The 16,396-nt window shown below is 74.2% G+C and carries 14 protein-coding genes; 11 read left to right on the top strand and 3 right to left on the bottom strand.

Annotated features, from left to right (window positions below; translation table 11 throughout):
* Positions 1-6: 6 nt before the first annotated feature.
* The 4 genes from MMF93_RS28725 to MMF93_RS28710 all read left to right on the top strand — a co-directional run bounded on the left by MMF93_RS28725 (position 7) and on the right by MMF93_RS28710 (position 5,369).
* A complete protein-coding gene (locus MMF93_RS28725) occupies positions 7-837 on the top strand; it encodes a sugar phosphate isomerase/epimerase family protein (RefSeq protein ID WP_242756013.1) in 831 nt (276 codons plus the stop codon).
* A complete protein-coding gene (locus MMF93_RS28720; protein WP_242756011.1) occupies positions 834-2,285 on the top strand; it encodes an MGH1-like glycoside hydrolase domain-containing protein in 1,452 nt (483 codons plus the stop codon). The genes MMF93_RS28725 and MMF93_RS28720 overlap by 4 nt, the downstream gene beginning before the upstream one ends.
* A gap of 4 nt (positions 2,286-2,289) precedes the next feature.
* A complete protein-coding gene (locus MMF93_RS28715) occupies positions 2,290-4,311 on the top strand; it encodes an amylo-alpha-1,6-glucosidase (RefSeq protein ID WP_242756010.1) in 2,022 nt (673 codons plus the stop codon).
* A 104-nt stretch (positions 4,312-4,415) separates the two neighbouring features.
* Complete coding sequence (locus MMF93_RS28710; protein WP_242756009.1) at positions 4,416-5,369, top strand: FAD-dependent oxidoreductase; 954 nt, start codon at positions 4,416-4,418, stop codon at positions 5,367-5,369.
* Between the two features lie 88 nt (positions 5,370-5,457).
* On the opposite strand, the gene MMF93_RS28705 is transcribed toward MMF93_RS28710, so the two are convergent.
* Positions 5,458-6,795 (bottom strand): M14 family metallopeptidase, encoded by a 1,338-nt coding sequence (locus MMF93_RS28705; RefSeq protein WP_242756008.1) that lies wholly within the window; start codon positions 6,793-6,795, stop codon positions 5,458-5,460.
* Between the two features lie 202 nt (positions 6,796-6,997).
* Between MMF93_RS28705 and MMF93_RS28700 the strand changes: the two genes are divergently transcribed.
* The gene (locus tag MMF93_RS28700; RefSeq protein ID WP_242756007.1) at positions 6,998-8,476 is read left to right on the top strand and encodes a M1 family metallopeptidase; all 1,479 of its coding nucleotides are present in this window, start codon (positions 6,998-7,000) and stop codon (positions 8,474-8,476) included.
* Positions 8,477-8,746: 270 nt separating this feature from the next.
* On the opposite strand, the gene MMF93_RS28695 is transcribed toward MMF93_RS28700, so the two are convergent.
* Positions 8,747-9,619, bottom strand: coding sequence for an oxygenase MpaB family protein (locus MMF93_RS28695; protein ID WP_242756006.1), 873 nt, complete (start codon positions 9,617-9,619; stop codon positions 8,747-8,749).
* A 205-nt stretch (positions 9,620-9,824) separates the two neighbouring features.
* Here MMF93_RS28695 and MMF93_RS28690 point away from each other — a divergent pair, with 205 nt between their 5' ends.
* Genes MMF93_RS28690 through MMF93_RS28665 form a run of 6 tightly spaced genes read left to right on the top strand, consistent with a single transcriptional unit; the run spans position 9,825 to position 15,599 of the window.
* Entirely contained in the window at positions 9,825-11,648 is a 1,824-nt protein-coding gene (locus tag MMF93_RS28690) for an ATP-binding protein (protein ID WP_242756005.1), read from the top strand.
* Positions 11,645-12,073, top strand: coding sequence for a roadblock/LC7 domain-containing protein (locus MMF93_RS28685; protein WP_242756003.1), 429 nt, complete (start codon positions 11,645-11,647; stop codon positions 12,071-12,073). Before MMF93_RS28690 ends, MMF93_RS28685 begins: the two co-directional genes overlap by 4 nt.
* On the top strand, positions 12,070-12,432 hold the full coding sequence (locus MMF93_RS28680) for a DUF742 domain-containing protein (protein WP_114017887.1): 363 nt from the start codon (positions 12,070-12,072) through the stop codon (positions 12,430-12,432). Before MMF93_RS28685 ends, MMF93_RS28680 begins: the two co-directional genes overlap by 4 nt.
* Positions 12,413-13,048, top strand: a complete 636-nt coding sequence (locus MMF93_RS28675; RefSeq protein ID WP_242756001.1) for a GTP-binding protein — start codon at positions 12,413-12,415, stop codon at positions 13,046-13,048. The genes MMF93_RS28680 and MMF93_RS28675 overlap by 20 nt, the downstream gene beginning before the upstream one ends.
* Entirely contained in the window at positions 13,045-14,337 is a 1,293-nt protein-coding gene (locus MMF93_RS28670; RefSeq protein WP_423835542.1) for a cytochrome P450, read from the top strand. The genes MMF93_RS28675 and MMF93_RS28670 overlap by 4 nt, the downstream gene beginning before the upstream one ends.
* Positions 14,334-15,599, top strand: coding sequence for a cytochrome P450 family protein (locus MMF93_RS28665; RefSeq protein WP_242755999.1), 1,266 nt, complete (start codon positions 14,334-14,336; stop codon positions 15,597-15,599). The genes MMF93_RS28670 and MMF93_RS28665 overlap by 4 nt, the downstream gene beginning before the upstream one ends.
* Here the strand turns inward: MMF93_RS28665 and MMF93_RS28660 are convergent.
* Positions 15,556-16,362 (bottom strand): TioE family transcriptional regulator, encoded by an 807-nt coding sequence (locus tag MMF93_RS28660; protein ID WP_242755997.1) that lies wholly within the window; start codon positions 16,360-16,362, stop codon positions 15,556-15,558. The two genes, MMF93_RS28665 and MMF93_RS28660, sit on opposite strands and share 44 nt — an antisense overlap.
* Positions 16,363-16,396: the final 34 nt, after the last annotated feature.

Genomic DNA, 16,396 nt, shown 5'->3' with positions numbered 1-16,396 from the left:
CCACAGATGTTCCGCACCGCCTGCCAGGAGCAGCTCCTCCCCGGCGCCACCCTCCAGGAGAAGTGGGAGTTCGCCCAAGCGGCCGGCTACGACGGCGTCGAACTCCGCGGAAAGGGCGACTTCCACTTCCGCGAGCGCCTGCCGGAGCTGCGCGAGGCCAAGGCGGACGGCGTAGCGATGCCGACCGTCTGCGTCGACATGCCGCACTTCTTCGCCGCCTTCGACGCCGACCGGCGCCGCGACGCCCTCGCCCAGATGACGTCGCAGCTGTCCGTCATCGCCGAACTCGGCGGCGCCGGGGCGCAGACGCCGGCCTCCTACGGCATGTTCTCCCGCAGGCTGCCGCCGTTCACCCCGCCGCGCGGCGAGGAGGAGGAGCGCGAGATCCTGCTGTCCGGGCTGACGGAACTGGGCGAGCACGCCCGCGCGGAGGGCGTCACGCTCTTTCTGGAGCCGCTGAACCGGTACGAGGACCACATGGTCAACAGGCTGGAGCAGGCGGTCGAGCTGATCCGCGCCGTCGGGCTCGACTCGGTGCGGATCGGCATCGACAGCTACCACATGAACATCGAGGAGGCCGACCCGGCCGCCGCGATCGTGGCGGCGGCCCCCTACATCGGGCACGCCCAGGTCAGCGACTCCAACAGGTTCCAGCCTGGCGCGGGCCACCTGGACTGGCCGGCGTGGCTCGGCGCGCTGGAGAGCGCGGGCTACCAGGGGCATCTGGCGCTCGAGTGCCGGCTGACGCCGCACCTGGACCCGGCGGAGGCCGTGCGCTCCGTACCGCCGTTCCTGGCCCGGATGAGCGGCGCCGCACCGAGCGGGGCCGGCCGATGACGTCTTCGGCCGTGGCGGTGGACCCGGACACGGAGCCGGCGCCACCGTCCGCTCCCGCACGGCCGCCCGGGCAGGCGGACCTGGCGCTGCGGCGCAGCGCGTGCCGCGTACTGATCGGCAACTGGACGGGCCACTCGACGGTGCCCTCCCACGGGCTGTATCCGCACCAGTGGAGCTGGGACTCGGCGTTCATCGCGATCGGGCTGCGCCACCTGTCGCCGCTGCGGGCACAGCGCGAGCTGGAGACGCTGCTGGGCGCGCAGTGGGGGGACGGGCGGGTGCCGCACATCGTCTTCAACCGTGCGGTGCCGCTGGGCGCCTACTTCCCCAGCCCGGACTTCTGGCGCTCCGGGGCCGCGGGTGCGGCGGCCGGTGCGCCCGCGGCCCTGGAGACCTCCGGGATCGTGCAGCCGCCGGTGCACGCACTGGCGGCGTGGCTGGTGCACAGGGCCGACCCCGCCTCCTCGGCCCGGCGCGGCTTCCTGGCCCGCGTCTACCCGCGCCTGGTGGCCTGGCACGGGTACCTGGCCGACCGGCGCGACCTGGGCGGCGGCGGCCTGGCCGCCGTGGTGCACCCGTGGGAGCCGGGCATGGACAACAGCCCGTGCTGGGACGGTCCGCTGGCGCGGATCGAGCCCGCGGCGGCGGGCTCCTTCCGCCGGGCGGACCTGGTGCACGGGGCCGCCGCCGACCGTCCCACCGACCTGGACTACGGGCGGTACGTGCGGCTGGCCGCCGAGTACCGCGACCACGGCTACCGCGACGCCGCAGCCCCGCACCCGTTCGCCGTCGAGGACCCGGGCTTCAACGCGCTGTTCGTCGCCTCCGAGCACGCCCTCGCCCGGATCGCCCAGGCGCTCGGCGGTGAGCCGGACGTCCACCGGGAGCGGGCCGCCGCGCTGACGGACGCGCTCGTGGAGCGGCTGTGGTCGCCGGAGGCGGGACAGTTCCTCAGCCGCGACCTGCGCGCGGACGGCGCGGGGCGCCCCGCCGGGCAGCTGGTGCCGGGCAGGAGCGCCGCCGGGCTGCTCCCCCTGCTCGCCCCCGGCCTGCCGCCGGCGGTCGTCGAGGCCCTGCTGGAGACCGCGCAGGGCCCGCACTTCGGCCTGGGCACGACGGTACGGCTGCTGCCCAGTTACGACCTGCGGGGCGCGGCCTTCGACCCGCACCGGTACTGGCGCGGCCCCGCCTGGTTCAACGTCAACTGGCTGCTGGAGCGCGGGCTTCGCCTCCACGGTGCCGGACAGCGGGCCGACGCGCTGGCGGAAGAGATCCTGCGGGCGGCGGAGAACAGCCGCTTCGCCGAGTACGTGGACCCCTACACCGGTGCGGGCCGCGGCACCCGCGACTTCGGCTGGACGGCCGCGCTCGCTCTCGACCTGCTCGCACGGCGGGCCCGCCAGGCCCCGGCGTCCGTGCCCCTGCCCGCTCCGAGAAAGGACTCCTGACCCGATGACGGCGACCGAGCACAGGGTGCTCGTGCACGACGGCACGTTCGCGGTACTGGCGCCCTCCGGCGACCTCGCCGAAGCCCCGAAGGCCGCGATGCCGCACGGGCTGTTTCGCCGCGACGCCCGCCACCTGAGCCGCTGGGAGCTGGCCCTGGACGGTGCGCCACCCGTCGTGCTGGTTCCCCAGGGCGCGGGTGACGGTGACGGCTGCGCCGTGCTGACCCCGCGCGGCACCCGCGAGGCGCCCCCGGCCTGCACCGTCTTCCGCGAACAGGCCGTCGCCGACGGCGCGCTGACGGAGCTGCTGCGCGTCGTCAGCAACCAGGGTGCGGCGGCGACCGTACGCCTCACGCTGACGGCGGACGCCGACTTCGCCGACCAGATGGAGCTGCGCGCCCAGCACCGCACCTTCACCAAGCCGGGAGCCGTGCGCGGCAGCGCCCTTCGCCCCGGCGGCGTCGAGTTCGACTACCGGCGGGGCGCCGACTGGCACGCACGGACGCTCGTGACGGCCGATCCCGCCCCGCTCACGGTGGAGGGCCCGGACAGCGGGGACTGGGCGGACGCGGCCGATGAGGGCTCAGCCACGGTACGGCGGCTGGGCTGGGAGCTGGAGCTGCCGCCGCATGGCACGGCCGAGCTGCGGCTGCGCGTGACGGCGCTGCCCCACGGCGCCGCTCCCCCGTCGCCCCCGCGCGCGCCCGGCGACGACGACCCGGCGCGCGTGCGCTCCCGACTGGCGGCCGAGCGGCAGACGTTCGTGACCGCGCGGCCGCTGCCCGCCGCCCGCGCCGGCAGAGCGGAGCTCGCACGCGCCTGCGAGCAGGGGCTGGCCGACCTGGCCGGGCTGCGGGTGACCGTGCCGGGGCCCGACGGCGCACCCGTGAGCGTCGCCGGAGCCGGCGTGCCCTGGTTCCTCACCCTCTTCGGCCGCGACTCCCTGCTCACCTCGCTCTTCGCCCTCCCCTACCGCCCCGAGACGGCCGAGGCCACGCTGCTCGCGCTGGCGGCCACCCAGGCGCGGGAGGAAGACCGGGAGCGGAGCGCCGAACCCGGCAAGATCGTCCACGAGGTGCGCCACGGCGAACTGGCCGCCTTCGGACAGGTGCCGTACGGCCGCTACTACGGGTCGGTCGACTCCACGCCGCTCTTCCTCGTCCTGCTCGGCGCCTACGCCAGGCAGCAGGGCCCCGCCGGTACAAAGCTGGCCCGCCGCCTGGAGCCGCAGGCACGCGCCGCCGTGCGGTGGATGTTCCGGTGGGGCGGCCTCGACGCGTTCGGCTACCTCGCCTACCGGCCGCACGAGGGCGGGCTGGCCAACCAGAACTGGAAGGACTCCCCCGGCGCCGTCTGCGCTGCCGACGGCACGCTGCCCAGCGGGGCGGTACTGGTCGCCGAAGCGCAGGGATACGCGTACGACGCGCTGTGCGCAACGGCCACGCTGGCCCGCGACGCCTGGGGCGACACGGCGTACACGGCGGAGCTGGAGAGTGCCGCGGCCGCGCTGCGCGAGCGGTTCACCTCCGACTTCTGGCTGCCCGACCGCCACTTCGTGCCGCTCGCCCTGGACGAGACAGGACGCCGCCTGGACGCCCTCGCCTCGGACGCGGGACACCTGCTGTGGTCCGGCATCCTCGGACAGGAGCGGGGACAGGCCGTGGGGCGCAGGCTGATGGAGCCGGACTTCTTCTCCGGCTGGGGCATCCGTACGCTCGCCGCGGGACAGGCCCCGTACCACCCGCTCTCCTACCACCGCGGCAGCATCTGGCCCCAGGACAACGCCCTGATCGCGCTGGGCCTGGCCCGCTACGGACTGCACGAGGAGGTCGACCGGCTCGCCGGGGGCCTGCTGGACGCCGCCGCCCGGCACGGCTACCGGCTGCCCGAGGTGCTCGCCGGCTACCCCCGCGCCGACCACCGGGCCCCGGTGCCCTACCCGCACGCCTGCTCCCCGCAGGCCTGGGCGGCCGCCACCCCCCTGGCGCTGCTGACCGCGCTGGAGGGCGGTCCGGCGCGGCGCTGAGCCGGCACACCTGCCTGCGCGGCGCCGCCTGGGCCGGCCGTGCGGCCGGCGTGCCGGCGGGCGGCGGCGTGCCGGCGGGCGGCGGCGTGCCGTAGTGTCCGGACATGGTCGATGTGACAGCGGGCGACGGCGGTCGCGGCACGGCGGACGCCGTCGTCATAGGCGGCGGGGTCATCGGGCTGACGACGGCCGTGGTGCTGGCCGAGCGCGGGATGGACGTGCGGCTGTGGAGCCCCGAGGACCCGCGGGAGACGACCTCGGCGGTCGCCGGCGGCCTGGTGTGGCCCTACCGGATCGAGCCCGAGGCCCAGGCACTGGACTGGTCGGTCCGCTCCTTCCGGCACTTCTCGTGGCTCGCCGAGCAGCCGCACAGCACCGGGGTGCGGCTGCTGCGCGGCCGGATGGCGGGCAGCGCGCCGCCCGCCGCCTGGACGGCGCTCACCGGCACCCCACCGCGCGCCCCGCTTGTCGATATGGAGACCTATCTCCCGTATCTGACGGGCAGGTTCGAGGCCGCGGGCGGGCGGGTCGAGCGGCGCGCGGCACGTTCGCTCCAGGAGGCGGCGGCCGAGGCCCCCGTGGTCGTGAACTGCAGCGGACTCGGCGCCCGCGAACTGGTGCCCGACCCCGCGATGCGTGCCGTGCGGGGGCAGATCCTCGTCGTGGAGAACCCGGGCGTCACGGAGTGGTACGTGGACGCCGGCAGCGGGGCGAGCGAGACCACCTACCTGCTGCCCCAGCCCTACGGACTGATCCTCGGCGGCACGGCGCACGAGGACGCCGAGGAGCGCGAACCCGACACGGCGACCGCCGAGGCGATCGTGCGGCGCTGCGCCGCGGTACGGCCCGAGGTGGCCGGCGCGACGGTGCGCGCGCACCGGGTCGGTCTGCGCCCCTCCAGGCCCCGCGTCCGGCTGGAGAGCGAGCGGCTGAGCGACGGGCGGGGCGGGGAGTCGCTGTGTGTGCACAACTACGGGCACGGCGGGGCGGGCGTCACCGTCTCGTGGGGGTGTGCCGTGGACGCGGCACGGCTGGTGGGCCCGGCCACCGGCGAGTGAGCCGGGCCACCGGCGAGTGAGCGCCGCCACCGGTAAGGGGAGCCGGTCGCCTGCGAGTGAGCCGGGCCCGCCCCTCTTCCTTCCGGGCTCAGCGGCAGTCGCGCACCGGCGCCCCCGCCGTCAGCGCGAACTCGGCGCGCGCGTCCAGCAGCAGCGGGACCAGGGCGCGCTGCGACTGGCGCAGCGGCACCAGGACGCCGCCGCCGCTGCGGGGCTCGGCGCGCACCCCGTGCAGGCCGAGCACCGATGCGACGTCCTCGAACTGCTCGCCGGTCAGCCGGTAGCCGCAGGGCGGATCATCCAGCACCTGCTCTTCGGTGGGCTGCTCGTTGTCGGCACCGCCGAGGTACACCGGGCCGCGGTCGGCGAAGCCCGCCCTGCGCGCGGCCCCGGTCGCCTTCTCGATGCGGGCGCGGCGCTCGCCGGTGAAGTCGAACGCGCCCTCCAGCGCGGCCAGATGTGAGCCGACACGGCGCCGGTTGTTGCGCGCCTCGTCGCCCTTGCCGGCGTCGGTGAGCGGTTCGACGCGGGTCTCGGCGAGCAGCCCGACCGCGCCCTTGACACCGACGGTGTTGCGCAGGATGCGTTCCTGCCCGTCGCCCGCGACCTGCTTGACGGGCTCACCCGTCTCCGGGTCCGTCCAGATGCCGTAGATGCCGGTGGTGTGGCCGCTGTCCTCGGCGGACGGGCGCGCGTACTTCTCCGAGAGCGTCACGGACTCCTTGTGCACGCCCTTCGCGGTGTTCAGGTTGCGGGGCCACAAGGAGAGCAGATCCTTCACGTAGTACGGCTCGTGGGCGCCGTACTCGTGCAGGTCGTAGACGGTGTCGGGCCGGTAGTCGCGCAGTACGGCGGCCATCGCGCGGGCCTCGGCGGTCTCCAGCGCGAGGTGGTCGCGGTTGATGTCCACGCCGTCGGCGTTGCCGCGGGTGTCGGCGGCGCGGCCGTCCGGGTTGGCGGTGGGCACGACCAGCACCGTCGTATGGGACAGGAAACGCCGGGTGGCGCGGTCCTTGGCGAAGGCGAGGTCGCGGATGGTGCTCAGGCACGCCTCGCGGCCCGCGGGTTCGTTCCCGTGCTGGGAGCAGATCAGCAGCAGGGAGTTGCCGCGCCTGACCTTCGCGGGGCCTTCCGGCGACGGGGCGCCGACACGGGCCAGCCGCAGCGGCCTTCCCTGCCCGGTGCGGCCGATGGTGTCGAGGGTGACGCGGCGGCCCGCCGCGTCGACGGCGCGCAGGAACTTCTCTTCCTCGTCCTGCGTCGTCCAGCGCTGGCCGTGGGTGCGTTCGAAGCCGGTACGGAGCGCGGCAACGCCGTCTCGCGGAGCGGCCTGCGCGGTGGTGGCGAGGAGGGGGACGAGGAGCGCCGCCGAGGTCAGGGCGGCGGTCTTCCACCGGGAGCGGCCGAGCCGCGCGCGAAACACCATGCCGGGACGGTAGCCGCGTCCACGCGTGTGCAGAAGGGGGCGTGTGTCGGCCGGATGACGCTCACATGACGGTAGTTGCTGTGGACATGCGGTGTGCCACGTGAGTACATACCCTTCGGACGAAGCGACACCCCACGCGCCACGGGGCGGGATGTGAACCCGATGGTGGCGCCGCAAGGTTGACGGAAGAGCTGGAGGACTCGTGCGTCACAGACTGATCGTCCCGGGTGCCATGGTGGCGGCCTCGCTGCTGCTGGCGGTCCCGGCCTCGGCGGCCGAACCGTCCCCGGGAGCCCCGGGCGTGGGCGACCCCTACTACCCGGACTACGGGAACGGCGGCTACGACGTCTCCCACTACGACCTCCGGCTCCGGTACCAGCCGAAGACGGACGAGCTGAACGGCACGGCGACCCTGCTGGCCACCGCCGAGCAGGACCTGTCGCGCTTCAACCTGGACTTCGCGCTGGACGTCAGCGAGGTGCGGGTGAACGGCGAGAAGGCGCGCTTCGCCGCCACCGGCGCGCACGAACTGCGCATCACCCCGGCCGAGCCGCTGGCCAAGGGTGAGAAGGCCACCGTCGTGGTCCGCTACTCCGGCACCCCCTCGAAGGTCGAGGTGAGCGGCTTCACCTCGTGGCTGCGCACCGAGGACGGCGGCGTGGCCGCCAACGAGCCGGAAGCCGCCTGGTGGTGGTTCCCCAGCAACGACCACCCCTCGGACAAGGCGAGCTACGACGTGAGCATCGCCGTTCCCGACGGCACCCAGGCGCTCAGCAACGGCACTCTTCAGTCGAAGCGCTCCGAGGCCGGCTGGACGCGCTGGAACTGGCGCTCCCGCGCCCCGCAGGCCACCTACCTGGCCACGCTGGCGGTCGGCAGGTTCGACATCACCACCGCGAAGACCGACTCGGGACTGCCCGTCATCAACGCCTACAGCAAGGATCTGGGCGAGCACGCGGGCGCGGCACGGGCGAGCGTCGAGCGGACCGCCGAGATCACCGAGTGGCTCCAGGGCTACTTCGGCACCTACCCCTTCGACGCGATGGGCGGCTACGTCCCGAACACGGACACCACCTACGCGCTGGAGACCCAGACCCGCCCGTTCTACAGCCCCGACGACTTCGCCGACGGCTCCAACACCTCCGTCGTCGTCCACGAGATGGCTCACCAGTGGTACGGGGACAGCGTCTCGCTCAAGGGCTGGAAGGACATCTGGATCAACGAGGGCTTCGCGGCCTACGCGCAGTGGCTGTGGTCCGAGGACCAGGGCGAGGGCACGGCGCGCGAACTGGCCGACTACGCCTACGCCTCCCGCCCGGCCGACGACGACTTCTGGAAGGTGAAGCCGGGCGACCCCGGCCCGGACAACCAGTTCCACTCGGCGGTCTACGACCGCGGGGCGATGGCTCTCCAGGCGCTGCGCGAGAAGATCGGGGACAAGGACTTCTTCGCCCTCCTCAAGGGCTGGCCCCAGCAGCACGAGGGCGGCAACGCGGATGTGGGCGACTTCGTCGCCTACGCGGAGAAGGTGTCGGGCGAGCCGCTGGCCGAGCTGTTCGACACCTGGCTGTTCCAGCCCGCCAAGCCGCCCGCCTCCGCGGCGGGGCTCAAGGCGAAGGCCGCTCCGGAGCAGCCCGAGTCGTGGAAGAAGATCCACACGGCGGACCACCCGCACCACTGACGGCGCCGGGGCCGGCCCCCGCGGGGGCCGGCCCGGTGCGCTGGCCGGGTCCGCTCGGGGGCGAGTTCGACGGCCGCCCCATGCCCGTGCTCCACCAGGGGCGCGGTCAGCGGACCGCCGCGGCCCGGCACGACCTCGGAGGCGAGGTCAGCAGACCCGCCACTGCCCGGCACGGTCTCAGGGGCGCGGTCAGCGGACCGCCGGTGCCCGGCACGGCCTCGGAGGGATCTCAGGGGGCCGCCCGGGCCCGGTACCGCCCCGGAGGGGGGCTCAGCGGGCCGCCCGCGCCCGGTACGCGTACGGCAGGTAGCGCAGGCGTTCCGGCAGCCGGGGCACGACGGAGGCGACGACGCGTCCCAGCCGCCGCATGCGGCGCTCCTGGCGGGGGCTCCAGGGCAGCCGCAGCGCACGCCGCGCGTCCGGGGGCATCAGGCCGATGATCAAGAATCGCCGCAGCCGGGCGAGTCCGGGCGCCAGCAGCGGCCAGGCCGCGCGCAGCGCGCCGCGCACGGGCCGGGGCCCGTAGGGCGGCGGCGGGATCTCCATGTCGAGGGCGACGAGTTCACGGACGACGTCCGTGGGCTCGACCTCCTCGGCCAGCATGCGCCGCCAGTAGGGCCAGAACTCCTCCAGCGTCTGCGGCATGTCCCGCTCGTGGAGGCCCAGCACGCGGCCGACCTGGAGCCACTCGGCGTACAGCTGCCGCTCCTCCGCCTCGGTGAAGGGGCGGCGGGCGAGGTAGCGCTGTCCGTGCTGGAAGGAGGGGAAGCCGGTGGCGTGCACCCACGCGTAGTAGGCGGGCGTCAGCGCGTGGTAGCGGTGGCCGTGCGCGTCGACGCCCTGCATCGTCTTGTGCAGCTCCCGCAGTCTGCGGCCTTCGGCGGCGGCCTCCTCGCCTCCGTACACCCACAGCAGCACGCTGCGCACCGAGCGCTCACCTCGGCCCCACGGGTCGGTGCGGAAGACGGAGTGCTGGTCCACTCCGGCGCCGACGGCGGGGTGGGCGACCTGCATGGTCAGCGCGCCGGGCAGCGTGAACAGGATGCGGAGGTCCCCGGCCACGTCCCACAGAATGCCGTCGGACGGTGGCGGCGCCGGGTCGGTGCGTGCTGGATGCCTCTCGCGTGCCTTCACCCTCCTCATGATGCCTTCCCCAGCGGTGGGACGCGCGGTACCGTCCGGGGCCGTCGGCCGGGGCCCGGAGGGGCGGCATTCCGCCATCTTCCGAACCGGAACGCCCCTCCGTCATTTCGTGATCACTAACTGACTTATATTGGTGCGACGTTGCTCGGAGGGCTGCGGCATCAGCTCTCGCCTCTGCCCGGTTCCGTCCCCTAGGACCTGATTGATGACCTCCCCCGAGATATCACCGCCACCGGCCGCGGGTGCGGGCCGACCGGCCGCAGGCACCGGCACGACGGTCGCGGGGCCCGGGACCGCGGCCGCGGCCCCGGGTGCCGGAACCGGCACGGGAACCGCACTGGCGCTGCTGGTCTCCGCCGCGCTCGCCGCGGTCGCCTGCCTGACGGCCGTGTACGCGGCCGACGCGTCGGCACGTACCGCCGTCGCCTGGGGCGGCGGCGCGGCCGGGGTCGTGCTGTGCGTGGCCGTCACCGTCGCCGCGCGCGCCGTGCTGACAGGGCGTCGGCTGCGTGCTGCCCTGGCGGCCGGCAACGCGCGCGCGGCCGAACGGGAGCGGGCCGACGCCTACTTCGCCGACGCGGTGGTGCCCGCCGTCGTCGACCGGCTGCGCCGCGGCGGCTCGGCCGAGACCGCGCTGGCCGAGGCGCCCGCCGCGGCCGGCGAGACGCAGCGCCGGGTGCTGGTCACCCTGGCGCGCGAGGTACACAAGGGCGAGAACATGCGGGCCGCCGCGATGTCGGCGTGCGCCAACGCGGCCGGGCGCGTGCAGGCGCTGGCCACGGGCATGGCCGCCGACCTGCGGGAGATGGAGCACCGGCACGCCGACGAGGACGTGCTGGCCGACCTGTTGCACCTGGACCACCGCACGGCGCAGACGGGCCGCATCGCGGACTCCATCGCGGTGTTGACGGGCGCCCGCTCGGGACGCCGGTGGGCCAAGCCCATCGTCATGGAGTCGATTCTGCGCGGCGCGATGGGGCGCATCAGCGGCTACCAGCGGGTGCGGCTGCACTCGGCGAGCGAGGTGGCCATCGCGGGCCACGCGGCCGAGGGTGTCATGCACGCGCTGGCCGAGCTGATGGACAACGCGGCGAACTTCTCCCCGCCCACCTCCGAAGTGCACGTGTACGTCGAGGAGGTGGCCGCAGGGGTGGTCATCACCATCGAGGACGGCGGCCTGGTGATGGGCGAGGTGGCACTCCGCCGCGCCCAGCAGGCCGTCTCCGCCGAGCACAACGACCTGTCCACGCTCTCGGGTACCCGGCTCGGGCTGGCCGTCGTCGGGCGGCTGGCCCGCAAGCACGGCCTGTCCGTCTCCTTCCGCCCCTCCGCGCACGGCGGTACGGGCGTCCTCGTCCGTATTCCGCGCGAGTTGGTGACCGAGCCGCGCCGTGCGGAGAGCGGCCACGGCGCGCCCGCGGCCGAGCCCGCACCGGCCGCGGCCGTGCCCGCCAGGAACCGCGGGCTGCTGAGCGCCGCCCCCGCGGGCGACACCCACACCCGGCAGCCGGAGCCCGCACCCGCGACCCGCGGACCCGCCCTGGGCCACGGAGGGAACGAGAGCTCACGCACGGGCGAGCACGAGAGCGCGCGTACTGGCGAGCACGAGAGCCTGCGTACCGGCGAGCACGAGAGCTCACGCACCGGCGAGTACGCGACCGCGGCGCCTCCGCCCCAGGAGTTCGGGACCAGCGGCCTGCCCAAGCGGCGCCGGGGCCAGACACTGGCGGCGGTCGCCCGCGCTTCGGCCTCCCGTTCCTCCGCCACGGGCTCCTCGCCCGACGCGACCGAGGAGTCCGGCGCACGGGAGCGCGACCGCGACCCGGCAGCCGCCCGTACCAAGCGGCCCTCGGGCGCGCGTTTCGGCGACTTCCGCCGGGCCGTGCAGGGCGCCGCCCCATCGGACGAGGAGACCACCGAGTCCCGCGACAAGACCCCCGAACCCGGCGCGACGGGCCGACACCCCACGGCACCTGACGCCCCCTCCCCCGCCCGCTCCTCTCCCTTCTCGGAGGACGACACCGAATGATCACTGACAGCAAGCTCGACTGGCTGCTGGAGAGTCTGCTGGAGCGCACCCCCGGCGCCCGGCACGCACTCGTGCTGTCCCGGGACGGCCTGAAGTTGTGCCGCACCCCGGAGCTCTCCGTGGACCAGGCCGACCAGCTCGCGGCCATCTCGGCCGGTATCCAGAGCCTGTCGCACGGCGCTTCCGTGGAGTTCGGCAACGGTGACGGCGGCGTCCGGCAGGCCATGGCGGAGTTCTACGGCGGCATCCTGTTCGTCGTGGAGGCGGGTGACGGCGCCCACCTGGCCGTCGTCGCCGACGAGGAGTCGGACGTCGGCCTGATCGGCCACAACATGAACGAGCTGATCGAGCAGCTCAGCGAATACCTCAGCGCCCCGCCGCGCCAGCAGACGGCGAGTGACGGGCGCGGGGGCGGGCAGGCATGACGCGGCCGGGCCGGGACGAGGACCCGGACCGGCTGTACACCGTGACCGGCGGGCGCAGCCGTTCGGTGGCCGGAGCCGACACCTTCGATCTGGTGACGCTCGTGGTCAGCGAGAGCGCCCCCGTGCGCGGCATGCAGTCGGAGCACGCCGCGATTCTCCGCATCTGCCGCTTCCCCACGGCGGTCGTGGAGCTGGCCTCCGATCTGGGACTGCCGGTGAGCGTCGTCCGCATCCTGCTGGGCGACCTGCTCGCGCAGGGGAAGATCACCGCCCGTCATCCGCGGCGTGCCCAGACCGCTGACGCACTGCCCGATCCCGACATCCTGAAGCAGGTGCTCGTTGGACTCCGCAACATCTGAAGCGACCCCGGTGGCGACCGCTGACGCGCAGGAACGCCCCCCGCTGCTGAGCACGGCGGCGCAGGGGCTGAAGATCGTGATCGTCGGCGGGTTCGGGGTCGGCAAGACGACCATGGTCAGGGCGGTCAGCGACATCCGCCCGCTGAACACCGAGGAGACGATGACCCGGGCCGGTGAGGGGGTCGACGACCTCTCCGGTGTCCAGGACAAGACGACCACCACCATCGCCTTCGACTTCGGCCGCATCAGCCTCGACGACGAGACGGTGCTCTACCTGTTCGGCGCGCCAGGCCAGGAGCGGTTCTGGTTCCTGTGGGACCGGCTCTTCTCCGGCACGCTGGGCGCCGTCGTGCTGGTGGACACGCGCCGCCTGGAGGAGTCGTGGTACGCCATCGACCGCCTCGAGGCGCACGGCACCCCGTTCATCGTCGCCAGCAACGACTTCGGCGGCCCCCGGCACACCCCCGACCAGGTGCGCGAGGCGCTCGATCTGCCCGACGACGTCCCGCTGGTCGAGTGCGACGCACGCTCCCGCGCCTCCAGCAAGGACGTGCTGCTCGCCCTCGTCCACCACCTGTACGCCCTCTCCACCGCGCGCCGGGAGAACACCCCGTGACACCCGCTCAGCACCACAGCACCGTCTCCGCACCGCCGCCCGGCTGCCCCGCGCACCCCAGCTCGGAGTCCGTCCCCCTGCTGGGGCCGCGCTTCCAGAACGACGACCGCGCCAGGCTCTACCGCGACATGTACGAGCAGCACGGGCCGCTCGCCCCGGTGACACTGCCGGGCGACGTCCCCTGCTGGCTGGTCCTCGGCTACCGGGAACTGCACCAGATCACCTCCGATCCTGCGCTGTTCAGCCGCGACTCGGGCCTGTGGAACCAGTGGCCGAACATCCCGGCGGACTGGCCGCTGCTGCCGATGGTCGGCAAGCAGCCGTCGATCCTCTACACCGTGGGGGAACGGCACCAGCGCCGCTCCGCCCTGGTCAGCGACGCGCTCACCGCCGTGGACCCGTTCGAGTTGCGCGACCACTCCGAGCGGTTCGCCGACCGGCTGATCGACGAGCTGTGCGGACGCGGCTCCGCCGACCTGATCGCCGAGTACGCCAAGGTGCTGCCCGCGCTGGTGCTCGCCCGGCTCTACGGCTTCACCGACGAGGAGGGCGCCGCGCTGGTGCCCAGCATCAACGACCTCGTGGACGGCGGCGAGGGCGCGCTGGCCGGACGCGACCGGGTGAAGGGGGCGATGGAGACGCTGCTGGCCTCCCGGCGCCACGCCCCCGCCGCCGGGGTCGCCTCGCGGATGCTGCACCACGACTTCGCCGAGGGGTTCTCCTTCGAGGAGATCGTCGAGGACATGATGGTCAACATCATCGCGGGCCACCAGCCGACGGCCGACTGGATCGGCAACTCGCTGCGGCTGATGCTCACCGACGAGCGCTTCGCCGCCTCGCTGACCGGCGGCCGGCACAGCGTAGCCGAGGCGATGAACGAGGTGCTGTGGGAGGACACGCCCACCCAGAACATCGCGGGCCGCTGGGCCACCCGTGACACCCAGCTCGCCGGGCGGCACGTGGCGGCGGGCGACCTGCTGATGCTCAGCTTCGCCGCCGCCAACGGCGATCCGCAGGTGCGGCCCGACCGCACGGTACTGACCGGCGGCAACAACGCCTTCCTCTCCTTCGGGCACGGGGACCACCGCTGCCCCTACCCCGCGCAGGACATCGCCGAGGGCATCGCCCGTACCGGCATCGAGGTCCTGCTCGACCGCCTGCCGGACGTCGACCTGGCCGTCAGCCGCCAGGCCCTCGTGTGGCGGCCCTCGCCCTTCCTGCGGGGCCTGGCGTCGCTCCCCGTCCGCTTCACCCCGACCCCCACGAGCGCCCAGGGAGGCCTGCGATGACCGAGTCCGCCGCGTGCCCCTTCACCGGGCCGCACTCGCCCGGCGCCCAGGATGGCGTCATCGCGCTCGACCCGCTCGTCGGCGACCTGGCGGGCGAGGGCGCCGCGCTGCGCGCCGCGGGTCCTCTGGCCCCCGTCGAACTGCCCGGCGGGGTACGGGTGTGGGCGGTCACCCACCACGCGGAGGCGCGGCGGCTGCTGACCGACAGCAGGCTGGTGAAGGACATCGGCCACTGGGCGGCCTGGAAACGCGGGGAGATCCCCGACACCTGGCCGCTGATCGGCCTGGCCGACCCGGGCCCCAGCATGCTCACCTTCGACGGCCCCGAGCACCGCAGGCTGCGCACGCTGACCGCGCAGGCCCTCACCCCCCGCCGGGTGGCCGCGATGCGGCCGCGCATCGAGGAGATCACCCGCGGGCTCCTGGACGACCTGCGGGCCTCGGCCGACGCGGACGGCCGCGTCGATCTCAAGTCCGCGTTCGCCTACCCACTGCCGATGGCCGTCATCGGGGACCTGGTGGGCGTCGACACCGACCGGATCCCCCGGCTGCGCACCCTCTTCGACGGCTTCTTCAGCAGCGTCACGCCGGGCGAGGACGTGCAGGCCATCATCGCCGAACTCGGCGCGCTCTTCGGCGCGATCGTGGCCGAGAAGCGCCGGTCCCCGGGCGACGATCTGACGAGCGCGCTGCTGGCCGCCGCCGACGAGGGCGACTCGCTCAGCGACGAGGAGATCATCGCCACCGTCCAGGTGCTGATCACCGCGGGGCACGAGACCACCATCAGCCTGATCGTGAGCACCGTACGCGCCCTGCTGACCCACCCTGACCAGCTCGCTCGTGTCCTGTCCGGCGAGGTGAGCTGGGAGGCGGCCATCGAGGAGACGCTGCGGTGGGACGCGCCCACCACGCACGTGCTGATCCGGTTCGCCACCGAGGACATGGAGGTCGGCGGCACCGTACTCGGACAGGGCGACGCGGTGATCATCGCCTACGGCGCCATCGGGAGGGACGAGCGGCAGCACGGGCCCGACGCGGAGCGTTTCGACGTCACTCGTACCCCGACGCGGCACCTGTCCTTCGGGCACGGTCCGCACGTGTGCCCCGGGGCGCCGCTCTCCCGTCTGGAGGCCCTGGTCGCCCTCCCCGCCCTCTTCGAGCGCTTCCCCGGGCTCTCCCTCGCGGTCGACCCCGGCCAGCTGCGCAACAAGCCGGCGGTCACCCAGAACGAGCTGTACGAGCTGCCGGTACGGCTGAGCTGAGGGGCTCGCCGAGATAGGCGTCCAACGCGGCGGCGCCGGTGAGCATCGCCCGTCCGCGCGCCGCCAGCCGAGCGTGCCAGTCACCCAGCGCCCCCTCCAGCGGCTCCACCCCACCGGCCGCCCTGACCTGGGCGATCAGCGGGGCGATCTCCGCCAGCAGATAGCCGCCGCGCCGGAGTTGGCGGGTCAGCAGCGCGTCCCGCACGGCGGCCGCGTCGAAGACGCGGTACCCGGTTCGCGGGTCGCGGCGCGGGCTCACCAGCCCGGCCTGCTCCCACTTGCGCAGCGTCGCGGTCCTGATACCGAGCCTGCCCGCGAGCGGCCCGATGAACGTGCCGCCGTTCTCGGCTGCCGCCGCAGGACCTGACCTGGCACCGGTGCTTGACCCCGCACCCGTGTCGGACGCCGCGCCCGGCCGCAGCTCGTGGAGGGCCGCGCGCACGGCCTGGAGTGTCCGCCGGTCGTCGAGAAGCTGGGCGTGGCTCTCGTCGATGAGGCGGAACGCCTCGTCGACCGCGCCCGCGTTGACGGCCCGCATGATCGACGCCGCCGTCCGGTGGCCGTGGCCCGGCAGCAGGGCCGAGAACGCGCGCAGCGCCCGCGCGTGCAGCGGCGTGTAGGTGCGGTAGCCGTGGGGCGTGCGGTCCGCGGCCGGCAGGATGCCGGCCTCCTCGTAGTTGCGGACCGCCTGCGTGGACAGACCGTGCCCACGCGCCAGATCAACGGGCCTCAGCCGCTCACCGCTTTGAAGGTTTCGCCTCACAACTCCGAGACTATCGCGCAAAAGTTTCCACCGA

This window comes from Streptomyces tubbatahanensis, assembly GCF_022699385.1.
Classification (GTDB): Bacteria; Actinomycetota; Actinomycetes; order Streptomycetales; family Streptomycetaceae; genus Streptomyces; species Streptomyces diacarni.
This window is presented reverse-complemented; position numbering and strand designations above follow the sequence as displayed.